We start from the raw sequence: 13741 nt of genomic DNA on the forward strand, positions 1-13741 counted from the left end.
CCGATGCCGTCTGAAAAAACGGTTGACGGAAAAATAAGGAAAAATCATGCATACAGAATCCGTATTGGCAGTATTGAAAACGCTGCAAAACCATATCTGCGCCGCTTTGGAAGCGGAAGACGGGGAAGCCCGTTTTGTTGCCGACCAATGGCAGAGCAAACTCGGCATCGGCGAGAGCCGCGTCTTGAAAAACGGTGCCGTCTTTGAGCAGGCGGGGGTTAATTTTTCGCATGTGAAAGGCGATGCCATGCCCGCATCCGCCACCGCACACCGCCCCGAACTGGCCGGCGCGCGGTTTGAAGCGATGGGTGTATCGTTGGTTATCCATCCGAAAAACCCTTATGTGCCCACCAGCCATGCCAATGTGCGCTTTTTTATTGCCTATCCCGAAGGCAAAGAGCCGGTGTGGTGGTTTGGCGGCGGCTTTGATTTAACGCCGTTTTATCCGTTTGAAGAAGACATTCTGCACTGGCACCAAACCGCCGCCGCCGTGTGTGCGCCTTTCGGCGAAGATGTTTATCCGCAATACAAAAAATGGTGCGACGAGTATTTTTATCTCAAGCACCGCGGCGAAACGCGCGGCGTGGGCGGGCTGTTTTTCGACGACTTGAACCGCTGGGATTTCGATACCTGCCTGAATTTCATCCGCGCCGTCGGCGAAGGCTATATCGAAGCCTACCGCCCCATCGTTGCCCGACGCAAAGATACCGCATACGGCGAGCGCGAACGCCAATTCCAGCTTTACCGCCGCGGCCGCTATGTGGAATTTAATTTGGTGTGGGACAGAGGCACGCTGTTTGGCCTGCAAAGCGGCGGGCGCACCGAAAGCATTTTGATGTCGATGCCGCCGCTGGTGCGTTTTGAATATGCCTACGAGCCGGAAGCAGACACATCCGAAGCATGCTTGAACGAATTTCTGAAACCGCGCGATTGGTTGCAAGAATTGGCTTAAGGCGAATCCTTATAACGAGAGAGGCCGTCTGAAAAAAGATTTTCAGACGGCCTCAATAATATTTACCTCAAACCACTATATGCCCAACCAGCCCGATACCACCGGCCAGTAAAACAAACAGCCTATCGCGCACACCGCCACCACGATACCGGCCGCATTGATGGTGCTGATTTTTTCTTTAAACGCCAACGCACCCACCAGCGTGCCCAACACAATCACACCGATGTTCATGCCAGCAAACACCAGCGTAGGGTTGCTGCTCATTACCTGATGCGCCCGTACATAAGTAAAAATGTTGGCAAAATTCAAACAGCCCAACACCAAGCCGCCCAGCACGCCCGCCGCAGTCCATTTGGTTGATTTGGAAAACAGATACGCAAACATCAGCACCGCCGCCAAACAGAAAGCAATCAACAAGTTGCCCGAAAAAGCCGTGCCACTTTTCGCCACCTGTTTAAACAGAATATCAATCACGCCATAGCCCGCCCACACGCCGAGCAGCAACAGCGCACCGGCGGCGAAGCCTGCCGATTTCTTACCGCCGTCCGATTTCCACAGCAGGCAGAACAAAGCCGTAAACGCCAGTGCCAAGCCGATCAAACGGCCTTGCGTCAACTGCTCACCAAACAGCGTAAACGATGCCGCCACCGGCAAAAACAGCGACAGCCGCTGCGCCGCGTCCGACTTCACAATCCCCGTTTTATCTACCGCTCTGCCCATAATGATGAACACCACCGGCAGCAGCACGCCCAAAGCCGCAAACAGCCACCATGTCGGCAGATAAGCCTTCCAAGCATAAAGGTCGGGCTTGAGAAAATACATACACAAAGCAATGGCCGCGATATAGTTCACCGCCACCGCCTGCTCGATATCGATTTTTTTAGAACGCGCCACCTTCAGCAAAACCGACACCGACACGCTGCACAGAATACTGATAATCAAATAAATCATAAGGAATACATCCACCCGTCAAAAAGCCGGAACCGCCCGCCGCCACCTGTAAAACCTATCGCAGCCGAACGCGTTTTCCGGCAGGTTCAAACCAACCGTCAGCCGCGGATTATACCCGCCGCCGCCAAAAAATGTCCTACCGCAACAAGCTCACACAAGGCCGAACCCGGCTACTTTAACCGGCAGTAACGCCCGAAAACCCAGGCGGCACCGCATGTTACATCAAGCGGCAACTCAGGCCGTCTGAAAAGCCAACCACCAAAGCAAGCACATTTTCAGACGGCCTGCCAATCCGCTATAATTGCAGCTTTCATAAACCGTATCCTCCATACGCCATGTCTTTCAAACCGCTGCTGCTCTCAACCGCCCTGCTCTGTTTTTCCGCCGCTGCTTTTGCCCAGCCCGAATCACCACCGGCTACGGCAGCCGAAGCCGCCGGTGACTTGAAAGACGTTCAACAAGCCATCAACGCGGCACAGGCCGATTTAAAGCAAAAACAGACCGCCCGCAAAAATGCCCGCGCCACGCTCGAGCGCACCCGTGCCGCGCTGGCAAAAGCACAGCAAGAGCTTGCCGCCGTCAACAAACAGCAAAACGACGCATGGCAAAAACTGCAAAAGCTGCAAAACGAATTAGGCCGTCTGAAAACCGAAGTAACCGGCACCAAAGCCCAGCTTGCACGCCTGCTGTCGGGCCAATACAAAAACCGCCAGCCCAACGCCGTCGTGCTGTTTTTGAAAAACGCCGAGCCGGGCCAGAAAGCACGTTATCTGCAATACAGCCGCTACATTAACGAAGCGAACCAAAAAGTGATTCAAGATTTGGTACGCCAGCAGGGCGAGCTGCAAAAGCAGGAAGCCGCCATCGACGCCGAATTGGCACGGCTGAATAAAATCAAAGCCCAAAAACAAGCCGCGATGAGCAAACTCGGCCGCGCCAACACCGCCGCGCAACGCGAAAGCCGCCAGCTTACCGCCCAAATCGACAACCAAAACAAACGCATCGCCAACCTGCGTGAAAACGAACAGCAGCTCAACCGCCTCATTGCCGACATTGCCCGCCGCAATGCCGAAAAGCGCAGGCAGGAAGCCGCGGCGCGCAAAAAAGCCGCCGAAGAGCGTTTAGCCGCCGCTGAAAAAGCACGCAAAGCAAAAACCAAAACAGCCAAAGCGCAAAACAAAGCTGACAACAAAGCCAACAAACGCGATAACAAACCTACTCAAACCGCGCGCGCGCCGCAAGCACCCCGCTCCACCCTCACCGCCGAAGACCGCGCCTTGCAAGCCCCGGCAGAGAATGTCGAACCGTCCGGCGGCTTCAGCCGTATGCACGGTCGTCTGAACCGTCCGGTAAGCGGCAGCATCAGCGGACGATTCGGCCAACCGCGCCCCGGCGGCGGCACATGGAAAGGCGTATTCTTCGCCACCGCCGGTGCAGCAGTGCAAAGCATCGCCCCCGGCATCGTCGCCCACGCCGGCTCGCTTGAAGGCTACGGCAATATGGTGGTCATCGACCACGGCAACGGCTATGTCAGCGTGTATTCAGGCTTGAGCGGCATTTCCGTCTCCGGAGGCAGCAGCGTCAGCGCAGGGCGAACCATCGGCACCAGCGGCAGCCTGCCCTCAGGCGAACAAGGTCTGTATTTTGAAATCCGCCGCAACGGCCAGCAGATGAACCCCTTGTCGTGGATACGCTGACAAACCGGCTTTTGCCCGCACAAACCTTTTTCAGACGGCCTCAATCCAATGCTTTCATCACAGGTACAAAGGCCGTCTGAAAAATGAAAAGGCATACTGTGAAACATACCTGAAAGCCCGATCGGCAAAGCCATGACAAGCAAACTTTAAAGATTTAAAGATATGGCACAGTCGTCATACTCGGGCTCGACATACTCGGGCTTGACCCGAGTATCTAGCGTTCCGATAAGCTCAAGAGATAACCCGATCAAACCAGAGCATGACGAAACCATGACAAAAACCGTTTATCTATGCTATCTATCTGTTTCAAAATAGCACTTAAATCTTGTTTAACCTACCTGAATTAGTATTTTTTTACGCGGATAAGGTTGCCCGCCGCCGATAAATCACATAAAGTTTCGCCATTATCCTAACAGGCCGTCTGAAAGCCTGATGCTTACAGAAGAAAGAGAAAGCAACAAGATGTCTAATTCCACTTTGAAAAAAGTCGCACTCTACACACTCGGCGCCCTCAGCGGCGTTGCCTTGAGCCTGAGCGTACAGAGTTACGCCGCGGGCGAAAAAAACAACGAAGCCCTACCCGTTCAATCCATCCGCACCATGGCGGAAGTTTACGGTCAAATCAAAGCCAATTATTACCAAGACAAATCCGACGAAGACCTCATCGAAGGCGCCATGAAAGGCATGGTTGCCGGCCTCGACCCACACTCCGAATACATGACCAAAAAAGACTACGCCGACCTGAAAGAATCCACCACCGGCGAATTCGGCGGCTTGGGCATGGAAGTGGGCGCGGAAGACGGCTTTGTGAAAGTCATCTCCCCGATTGAAGACACCCCGGCCGAACGCGCGGGCGTGAAAAGCGGCGATTTCATCGTTAAAATCAACGGCGTATCCACCCGCGGCATGACCGTCAACGAAGCCGTGAAAAAAATGCGAGGCAAACCCGGCACCGACATCGTGCTGACCTTGTCGCGCAAAGATGCCGCCAAACCGATTACCGTGAAAATCACCCGCGCCATCATCAAAGTGAAAAGCGTGCGCCACCACCTGCTCGAACCCGGCTACGGCTACATCCGTATCAGCCAGTTCCAAGAGCGCACCGTGCCCGCACTCAACGAATCCGCACAAGCCTTAGTGAAACAAAACAAAGGCGCGCTGAAAGGCTTGGTGCTTGACCTGCGCGACGACCCCGGCGGCTTGTTGAACGGCGCCGTGGGCGTATCCGCTGCCTTCCTGCCTGCCGATTCCACCGTGGTCAGCACCAAAGGCCGCGACGGCAAAGGCGGCATGAGCCTGAAAGCCACGCCTGAAGACTACATGCTCTCTTCCGGCCGCGACCCGCTCTCCGGCCTGCCAGCCGAGCTGAAAACCATCCCCGTAACCGTGCTGATCAACTCAGGTTCAGCGTCCGCTTCCGAAATTGTGGCCGGTGCGCTGCAAGACCACCGCCGCGCAGTTGTGGTCGGCACCCAAAGCTTCGGTAAAGGTTCGGTGCAATCAGTCTTGCCGCTTTCCAACGGCAGCGCCATCAAGCTGACCACTTCTTTGTACTACACACCCAAAGACCGCTCGATTCAGGCGCAAGGTATCGTGCCGGACGTGGAAGTGAAAGACAAAGACCGCCTGTTTGAAAGCCGCGAAGCCGACCTCATCGGCCACATCGGCAACCCGCTCGGCGGCAAAGAAGTGAACGGCAACGATTATGTGCCGTCTGAAAGCCTGCAAGAAACGCCCGGCGCCAAAGGCAAAAAAGAGAAAGCGAAAGACGAAGACCTTTCTTCGCGCCGCATTCCCAACCCCGCCAAAGACGACCAGTTGAGAAAAGCTTTGGAATTGGTGAAATCACCCGACCAATGGCAAAAATCGCTGGGCTTGGCTGCCAAAAAACCGGCACCTAAAAAAGACAACGGCGAAAGCAAATAAACCGTGATTGAAGCCATCAGGCCGTCTGAAAATCTTTTCAGACGGCCTGATGATTATCCGCGCCAAGGATATAAACGCGAAAATCCGTCATACCCGCGGCTTGACCCGAATACAACGAGCCGTAATAAAAAATCAGTTTATTTGCTATAAATTAAGTAAAACCGGCCTCGTTATTCCTGCCGACACAAGCCGCGCTCTTGGAATATCCTCTTCCGCCTTCATCTGAAGTAATATAACGCTACTTTTCCAATATATTGCCGACATGACCGAAGAACCCCGCCGCACGTCCTACCGCCAGAAACTTCCCAAACGCGAGCAGATTTTCGCTTCGCGCTGGAGCAAACCTTTCGCCCCGCTGTTCGACAAGCCTTATTTCTGGACGCTCAACCGCCGCCAAGCTGCCGTATCGGTGGCCGTGGGGATGTTTTGCGGTTTGATGCCCGGCCCCACGCAGATGATGAGCGCGCTGATTGTGGCTTATTTTTTGCGCACCAATCTGCCTGTGGCCGTGTTTTCCACCCTTTATACCAACCCGCTGACCTACATGCCGCTTTACTACACCGCCTATAAAATCGGCTCGCTGATTTTAGGCACCAACGGCGGCGACCTGACTTTTCCCTCGTGGAGCAGCGGCCAATTTTTCTCAGAAACCCTCAGCTGGCTGGCCGGTGCAGGCAAACCGCTGCTGGTGGGTGTGCCCGTTTTAGGCACAACGCTGGCGGTAATCGGCTACTTCGCCGTGCTGGGCTTTTGGCGTCTGCGCACCGCGCGGCTTTGGCAAAAACGGAAGGAGCGCCGTGAACAATAGCAACCGCTCCCGTCTGCTTACCGACAAAGAAATCGACATGGCTCGTTTGGTGTTTTCAGACGGCATCGACTACACCCGCGTTAAAGTGTGCCGCGGCATTCCCATGATGCCCGCCCTCAAAGTGGCGATGGTGCCCAACGGCAATATTTATTTCCCGCCCGACGATTGCCCTTGCGATTTCACCGCTTCAAAAGAGTATTACCAAGTTTGGCTCATGCACGAAATTACCCATGTTTGGCAATACCAAATGGGCTACCGCACTTGGCTGGGCGGCATGATGCTGTCGGTCAAAGGCGGCTACATCAACCGCAAAAGCTATGCTTACCCGCCGCCCGCCGAAGTTAAATCGTTCTCCGGGCTAAACATGGAACAGCAGGCCGATTTTGTTGCCCACTATTACGCCGCGCGCTATTTGAAATGGCCGGCCTACCTGCCCAACCTGCCGCATTACGAAAGAGTGTTGGCGCCGCTGCTGCACAACCCCCGTCAAGTCTCGCTGTTGCCCGCTTATTCCAACAACCTGCCGTGGTTCGGCTGGACAAAAGACCTTTCCGAAGCCGTGAAAAAGAAATTTGCCAAACACCCCTAAGCGCCCCCAAGCGTCTGTTTAGCGCGGCACGGCTACCGTTCGGCAGTTCATAGCCGCACTCAATCACAAATAGGTATAAAATAGCGCATCCGCCCCTCAATGGCGCAACCGTTTTTCAGACGGCCTCAACCATGATGCCGTCTGAAACGCTTTAACCACCATGAATCAGAACGACACAGACACTTTTCCCATCCACACCGACATCGCCGCCCCGCGCAGCAGCACCTCAGGCGTGCCGAAACACGCCCTACATCAAACCGTTTATTCTGCCGACAGCTTTTTCCAGCAAGACTACCTGTTGCAAGAAAGCGTACCCGACTTACACCGCCCCCAAGAACACGAAACCAACTGGCTGCATTTCGTCGGCATCAACGACGGCGCCCTGCTGAAAACCCTGCTCGCCCCCTACGGCATACACGATTTGGTGCTGGAAGACATCCTCAGCCGCCGCCAACGCCCGAAAATTGAAGACTACGGCCATTATGTATTCATCGCCGGCCGCGTGTACCAATACACATCGGGCAGGCTGCAATCCGATCAAGTGTATCTGATTGTGGGCGAGCAATTCGTGTTTACCTTCCAGCAGAAACCTTTGGGGCTGCTCAGCAGCATCCGCAGCCACATGGACAGCGAACACAGCGACCTGCGCAGCAAAAACGCCGCTTTTCTCGCCTACCGCATCATCGACCGTTTGATAGACGATTATTTCATCACGCTCGACCAATACGACCGCCGCGTAGAAAGCATAGACAAAACCCTGTTCAGCGCAGACAGCGGCAGCAGCGACCTACTCGGCCGCATCCACAAACTCAAACGCGACGCCACCCGTCTGCACCGTACCCTGCAAGCCCTGCGCGACGTGCTCTACCGCCTCACCCACGGCGACTTTGCCATTTTTAAAGGCGAACCGGTAATCTACCTGCGCGACGTGTACGACCACACCATGCAGCTTACCGAATCGCTCGACGCCTCGCGCGACACCGTATCGAGCATGATGGACGTGCATTTATCGTTCCAATCCAACCGCCTCAACCAGCAAATGCGCATGCTTACCGTGATTACCATTCTGTTTATGCCGCTCACCGTCATCACCGGCATTTACGGCATGAACTTTGAAAACATGCCCGAGTTGCGCTGGCATTACGGCTACTACATGGTGCTCGGCCTGATGGCCTGCGTCATCATCGGCCTGCTCGTTTTCTTCTCGCGCAAAAAATGGCTGTAAACCTTTTCAGACGGCCTCAAACCCGACAGGCCGTCTGAAAACCGACTTTAACAGGCTTTGCTAAAACACCAATCTAAAAAACACATCAAAAGGACACCCAATCATGAGTTCAAACCACCCCGTAGAAATCCAACACGAACTGCAAATGTCGGTATTGATGATGCCCGACATGGCCAATTTCAGCGGCAACGTACACGGCGGCGACCTGCTCAAACTGCTCGACCAAGTTGCCTACGCCTGCGCCAGCCGTTACAGCGGCCACTACTGCGTAACCCTCTCCGTCGATAAAGTAACCTTTAAAGAACCCATTCATGTGGGCGAACTCGTTACCTTTTTCGCCAGCGTCAACCACGTCGGCCGCACCTCAATGGAAGTCGGCATCCGCGTCGAAGCCCAAAACATCCGCGAACGCACCGTGCGCCACACCAACAGCTGCTTCTTCACCATGGTTGCCGTTGAAAACGGCCGCCCCGTCGCCGTACCCCCGCTCGAATTGAAAACCGAAGAACAACGCTGCCGTTTCGAAGCCGCCGAGCAACGCAAAAAACTGCGCCTGCAAGCCGACAACGTCAGCAGCTGCAGCTCGTGCGGCTAAACACCTGCCGCATAAAACAAACTCAGGCCGTCTGAAACGTTCAGACGGCCTCAAACTGTATTAAAATAGACCCCTTTCCCAACCCACCGTAAGCTGCTCATGGCACACCACCCCTACCGCCGCCTGCGCGCCCAACAAACCGCGCTGTCCGAAGTCGGCATTTCCGAATCCGGCAACATCCGCTCGCTGCACTTAGGCAGCAGCACCGTGCAAAGCTCCATGAACCTCGACCATCCTGCCGAGCTGGTGCTTTCATACAGCCGCGCCATGATGGGCTGGCTGCTGTTTGCCGAGCAGCCCCCCGCGCACATCACCCAAATCGGCTTGGGCGGCGGCTCGTTTGCCCGCTGGATAGACGCCTATCTGCCCGAAACCCGCCAAACCGCCATCGACATCAACCCCCAAGTTATCAACGTCGCCCGCAGCCTGTTTGAGCTACCCTTTGAAGACGAACGCTTCGAAATCATCGAAGCCGACGGCGCCGAATACATCAAAACCCTGCGCGGCAGCACCGACGTTATCCTCACCGACGGATTCGACGGCCACCAAATCATCGACGCCTTGGTCGAAGAACCCTTCTTCCAAGACTGCCGCCAAGCACTCTCGCCCAACGGCATTTTCGTTACCAACTGGTGGAGCGGCGACAGACGCTACCAACGCTTTGTCGAACGCCTGCTCAACGTCTTCGAAGGCCGCGTACTCGAGCTGCCCGCCGAAAGCCACGGCAACGTCGCCGTGATGGCCTTCCAAAGCAGCCCCAAAGAACAACGCCTCGACAACCTGAAAAAACGTGCCGACAAACTCAGCAAGCAATACGACCTCGACTTCAAACGCATGCTGTCCGAGCTGAAAGCCGGCAACACCAACAACGGCAAACACTTTTACCTCTAAACCGCCGCAGGCCGTCTGAAAGCGAACTTTAAAGAACTTCGCTAAAACGCCCGCCGCAGAAAGTACCATTATGACTTACTTCAACCGCCACCTCTTTATCTGTACCAACGCCCGTCACGACACCTGCAAACAAAGCTGCAACGACAACGGCGAAGGCACCGCAGCCGTCGATTTTCTCAAAGGCAACGCCAAAAAAATGGGCTTGATCGGCCCCGGCAAACTGCGCATCAGCAGCACAAGCTGCCTCGGCCGCTGCGAATCCGGCCCCGCCATGGTGATTTATCCCGAAGGCCGCTGGTACACCTACGTTGATGAAGAAGACTTGCAAGACATCCTCTGGCAAGACCTCGCCGGCGGAGAAGCCGTAGAACGCCTACTGATTGATCCGCCCGAGTCTGCATAAACCCCAAATACCGACAGGCCGTCTGAAACTTTCAGACGGCCTCATCCCCAACCGCATACCCATCTAAGAAACATTATGCTGAAAATCGCCAACCAACACCTCATTCAAGGCCCCGCCGGCCAACTCGAAACCATCTACCTGCCCCCGCAAAGCACCGCGCGCGGCGTGGCCGTGATCAACCACCCCAATCCCCTGCAAGGCGGCACCAACACCAACAAAGTGATTCAGACGGCCGCCAAAGCCCTCAACAAACTCGGCTTCCACTGCTACCTGCCCAACCTGCGCGGCGTCGGCGGCAGCGACGGCGAACACGATTACGGGCGCGGCGAAACCGAAGACTGCATCGCCGTTATCGACTACGCCCGCGCCCAACACCCCGAAGCCAAGCAGTTCGTACTCAGCGGCTTCTCGTTCGGTGGCTACGTTTCCCTCTTTGCCGCCCAACAACGCCAACCCGACCTATTGCTGCTGCTCGCGCCCGCCGTCAAACACTACACGCGCACGCCCGAACCCAACGCCCCCGACGTCGCCAAAACCCTGCTGATACACGGTGAGCAAGACGAAGTGGTCGAGTTAAACAAAGCCCTGCGCTGGGCCGCCCCGCAAGACCTGCCCGTGGTCGTGCTGCCCGAATCCTCGCACTTTTTCCACGGCAAACTGATTCCCCTGCGTGACACCATCCTGCGCCTCGCCCCGTCCCTGCTCGATCACTAAACCGTCCGGCACCAACCCGCGCCGCTGCCCCTTACTTACAGGCAGCGGCGTTTAAATCATCATGAAAGATAAAGTATCACACGGAACTATCCAGGCAAAATATTATCCATCCCATCAGAGCCTGTATTTCCGCAACGCAAACGCCCGCATGCACACCGTCGCTTTTCCAGCTTTAACACCGAAAACACTTACATAACAATCCGATATACCGATTGCAAACAAACCGCCCGTTTTTGCGCATATACAGTCATCGTAAAAAAATACCAAACAGCATTTTCTATGTCCTGCACTGCGGCGATACCTCTATAATGCAGCCCGCCTAAAAATAGGCAGATTTCACCGCCCCAAACACCAACGTGAACCATAATCACGCGCAGCATCAATAGAAATGAGGATACTTCATGGCCAGCAAACCCCTTGTCCGCGCATTAACCATCGCAGGATCAGATTCCGGCGGCGGAGCCGGCATTCAGGCTGATTTAAAAACCTTCGGCGCACTCGGCGCTTACGGCACCAGCATCATCACCGCCGTTACCGCCCAAAACACACGCGGCGTACAAAGCGTTCACGTTATCCCGCCCGAAATCATCACCGCCCAATGCGAGTCGGTTTTTTCCGACATCCGCATCGATGCCGTCAAAATCGGAATGCTGCCCGATGTCGAATCCATCAAAGTCGTTGCCGCCGCCTTAAGAAAATACAGCGGCGCATTCGTGGTGTTCGACCCCGTTTTGGTCGCTACTTCGGGCGATTCCCTCTCTCAAGAAGACACCGTAGAAGCCTTATGCAGCGAGCTTTTACCGCTGGCCGACGTGATTACCCCCAACCTTGAAGAACTCGCCAAACTCACCGGCAACAGTCTGGCCAAAGACGAGAAGGAAATGCTCGCGCAAGGCAAACAACTGATGGAAAAAGGCGCGGCCGCCGCACTTTTAAAAGGCGGCCATTGGGAAAACAGCAAAGAAGCGCGCGATTGGCTGCTGACCGAAGAATACGACCCGCAATGCTTCCGCAACAGCCGCATCGACACCCCCAACACCCACGGCACAGGCTGCACCCTCGCCGCCGCCATTGCCGCCCTGCGCCCCCAACGCTCAAGCCTGAGCACCGCCGTGGCCGCTGCCAAAAATTATCTGCACGGCGCCATCGAAGCCGGCGCAGGCTGGCGCGTCGGCAAAGGTGCAGGGCCGCTGGCGCACTTCTGGCGGCAGTACCGCGATTAAAGCCGCGCTTGTGCGACGCACAACGCAGAAATGCGCCGCAGATGGGTTTTTTGCAAAGGTCTCAGGCCGTCTGAAAGCTTTCAGACGGCCTGAATCTTTTTGTGTACAATACCGCCGTAAATCCAACCGCAGTACGGCTTACGCGCAATGCGTTACGGTTTTAACACACCGTTTTAAAAGCACTTTTCAAAGGCCGTCTGAAACCGTGCTGCTTCACATTGAAGGAAGATTTATGAACATCCGCGTAGGACAAGGCTACGATGTCCACCAACTGGTTGAAGGCCGCCCGCTGATTTTGGGCGGCGTTACCATTCCCTTCCACAAAGGCCTGCTCGGCCATTCCGACGCCGACGCACTGCTGCACGCCCTCACCGACGCGCTTCTGGGTGCCGCCGGATTGGGTGATATCGGCAGCCATTTCCCCGACACCGCCGCCGAATTCAAAGATGCCGACAGCCGCGTGCTGCTGCGCGAAGCATACCGCAGCGTACAAGCCGCCGGCTGGCGCGTGGTCAACGTAGATACCACCATCATCGCGCAACAACCCAAACTCGCCCCGCACATCCCCGCCATGCGCGCCAATATCGCCGCCGATTTGGGTTTGCCCGAACAAGCCGTCAACATCAAAGGCAAAACCAACGAAAAGCTCGGCTATCTCGGCAGGCAGGAAGGCATCGAAGCGCAGGCCGCCGTGCTGTTACAGGCCGCCTGAATACTGCATATCCGGCAGAAAGCTGTTACCATAAGCTCATTTGCAACCCGTTTTTTATACATGGAGAGAGAAAACATGGCATCACAAGATGAATTGAAACGCATTGCGGCAGAAAAAGCGGTAGAGTTTGTACCCGAAAACGAATACATCGGCATCGGCACCGGCTCTACCGTCAATATGTTTATCGAAGCTCTCGGCAACAGCGGCAAAAAAATCAAAGGCGCGGTTTCTACCTCTAAAGCCACTTCCGAACTGTTGGCGCGCTACGAAATCCCCGAAGTACAGATGAACGAAGTTTCACATCTGGCCGTTTACATCGACGGCGCCGACGAAGTGAACCACTCGCTGCAAATGATCAAAGGCGGCGGCGGCGCGCATCTGAACGAAAAAATCGTTGCCAGCATTGCCGACAAATTCGTGTGCATCGCCGACGAAAGCAAATACGTTTCGCGCTTGGGCAAATTCCCGCTGCCCGTAGAAGTGATTCCGATGGCGCGCTCCATGGTTTCGCGCAAACTGGTGGCTTTGGGTGGCAACCCCGAACTGCGCATGGGTTTCATCACGTTTAACGGCCACCAAATCGTTGACGTACACGGCCTGAACATTACCCTGCCCGTTTCTTTGGAAGACGAAATCAACAAAATCCCCGGCGTGGTAGAAAACGGCTTGTTCGGCCACAACGCCGCCGATGTTTTGGTACTCGGCACCCAAGACGGCGTGAAAGTGATCAAACCGAACTAATCTTTGCTGCCGATTCGGCTTTATCGTCTGAAGGCTAAAGGCCGTCTGAAAATGTTTTTCAGACGGCCTTTAGTTTATTTAAACAACCTTTCTTTAATAGTCAAAGCGCGGGCAATATCCCAATCCCCCCATCTCATTTCAGACGGCCTGCATTCCACAATATTGATGGTGCATCAATTTACAAAACATTGTACGTCATACTCGGGCTTGACCCGAGTATCCCCCCAACTTACTGGAGGAAACCGAGATACTCGGGTCAAGCCCGAGTATGACGAACCCTTGTGTATCGTTCAGAAGATATTTTGCCAAACCCG

At 55.1% G+C, this 13741-nt stretch carries 14 protein-coding genes; 13 read left to right on the forward strand and 1 reads right to left on the reverse strand.

Annotated elements, in window-relative coordinates:
* The first annotated feature begins 46 nt into the window (after positions 1-46).
* Entirely contained in the window at positions 47-952 is a 906-nt protein-coding gene (gene hemF, locus CKV66_RS08780) for an oxygen-dependent coproporphyrinogen oxidase (protein WP_085363054.1), read from the forward strand.
* Positions 953-1027: 75 nt separating this feature from the next.
* On the opposite strand, the gene CKV66_RS08785 is transcribed toward hemF, so the two are convergent.
* Positions 1028-1903: a DMT family transporter gene (locus tag CKV66_RS08785; RefSeq protein WP_085363055.1), complete on the reverse strand. Its 876-nt coding sequence runs from the start codon at positions 1901-1903 to the stop codon at positions 1028-1030.
* Between the two features lie 335 nt (positions 1904-2238).
* Between CKV66_RS08785 and CKV66_RS08790 the strand changes: the two genes are divergently transcribed.
* From CKV66_RS08790 to rpiA, 12 genes are all read left to right on the forward strand, one after another.
* Positions 2239-3600 (forward strand): murein hydrolase activator EnvC family protein, encoded by a 1362-nt coding sequence (locus CKV66_RS08790; RefSeq protein WP_085363056.1) that lies wholly within the window; start codon positions 2239-2241, stop codon positions 3598-3600.
* 462 nt (positions 3601-4062) lie between these two features.
* A complete protein-coding gene (locus tag CKV66_RS08795) occupies positions 4063-5526 on the forward strand; it encodes a S41 family peptidase (RefSeq protein ID WP_085363106.1) in 1464 nt (487 codons plus the stop codon).
* A 262-nt stretch (positions 5527-5788) separates the two neighbouring features.
* Positions 5789-6334, forward strand: a complete 546-nt coding sequence (locus CKV66_RS08800; protein ID WP_085363057.1) for a DUF2062 domain-containing protein — start codon at positions 5789-5791, stop codon at positions 6332-6334.
* The gene (locus CKV66_RS08805) at positions 6324-6923 is read left to right on the forward strand and encodes a type IV secretion protein Rhs (RefSeq protein WP_197697450.1); all 600 of its coding nucleotides are present in this window, start codon (positions 6324-6326) and stop codon (positions 6921-6923) included. Before CKV66_RS08800 ends, CKV66_RS08805 begins: the two co-directional genes overlap by 11 nt.
* 160 nt (positions 6924-7083) lie before the next feature.
* Entirely contained in the window at positions 7084-8148 is a 1065-nt protein-coding gene (gene corA / locus CKV66_RS08810; RefSeq protein ID WP_085363058.1) for a magnesium/cobalt transporter CorA, read from the forward strand.
* A gap of 103 nt (positions 8149-8251) precedes the next feature.
* Positions 8252-8743, forward strand: a complete 492-nt coding sequence (locus CKV66_RS08815) for an acyl-CoA thioesterase (RefSeq protein WP_085363059.1) — start codon at positions 8252-8254, stop codon at positions 8741-8743.
* Between the two features lie 99 nt (positions 8744-8842).
* Complete coding sequence (locus tag CKV66_RS08820) at positions 8843-9634, forward strand: polyamine aminopropyltransferase (protein WP_085363060.1); 792 nt, start codon at positions 8843-8845, stop codon at positions 9632-9634.
* Positions 9635-9704: 70 nt separating this feature from the next.
* On the forward strand, positions 9705-10037 hold the full coding sequence (locus CKV66_RS08825; RefSeq protein WP_085363061.1) for a (2Fe-2S) ferredoxin domain-containing protein: 333 nt from the start codon (positions 9705-9707) through the stop codon (positions 10035-10037).
* A 75-nt stretch (positions 10038-10112) separates the two neighbouring features.
* Positions 10113-10751, forward strand: coding sequence for an alpha/beta hydrolase (locus CKV66_RS08830; protein ID WP_085363062.1), 639 nt, complete (start codon positions 10113-10115; stop codon positions 10749-10751).
* Positions 10752-11152: 401 nt separating this feature from the next.
* On the forward strand, positions 11153-11974 hold the full coding sequence (thiD, locus tag CKV66_RS08835; protein ID WP_085363063.1) for a bifunctional hydroxymethylpyrimidine kinase/phosphomethylpyrimidine kinase: 822 nt from the start codon (positions 11153-11155) through the stop codon (positions 11972-11974).
* A 232-nt stretch (positions 11975-12206) separates the two neighbouring features.
* Entirely contained in the window at positions 12207-12686 is a 480-nt protein-coding gene (gene ispF / locus CKV66_RS08840) for a 2-C-methyl-D-erythritol 2,4-cyclodiphosphate synthase (protein WP_085363064.1), read from the forward strand.
* Positions 12687-12761: 75 nt separating this feature from the next.
* A complete protein-coding gene (gene rpiA, locus CKV66_RS08845; RefSeq protein ID WP_085363065.1) occupies positions 12762-13427 on the forward strand; it encodes a ribose-5-phosphate isomerase RpiA in 666 nt (221 codons plus the stop codon).
* Positions 13428-13741: the final 314 nt, after the last annotated feature.

This window comes from Neisseria zoodegmatis (assembly GCF_900187305.1).
In the GTDB taxonomy this organism is placed as follows: Bacteria; Pseudomonadota; Gammaproteobacteria; order Burkholderiales; family Neisseriaceae; genus Neisseria; species Neisseria zoodegmatis.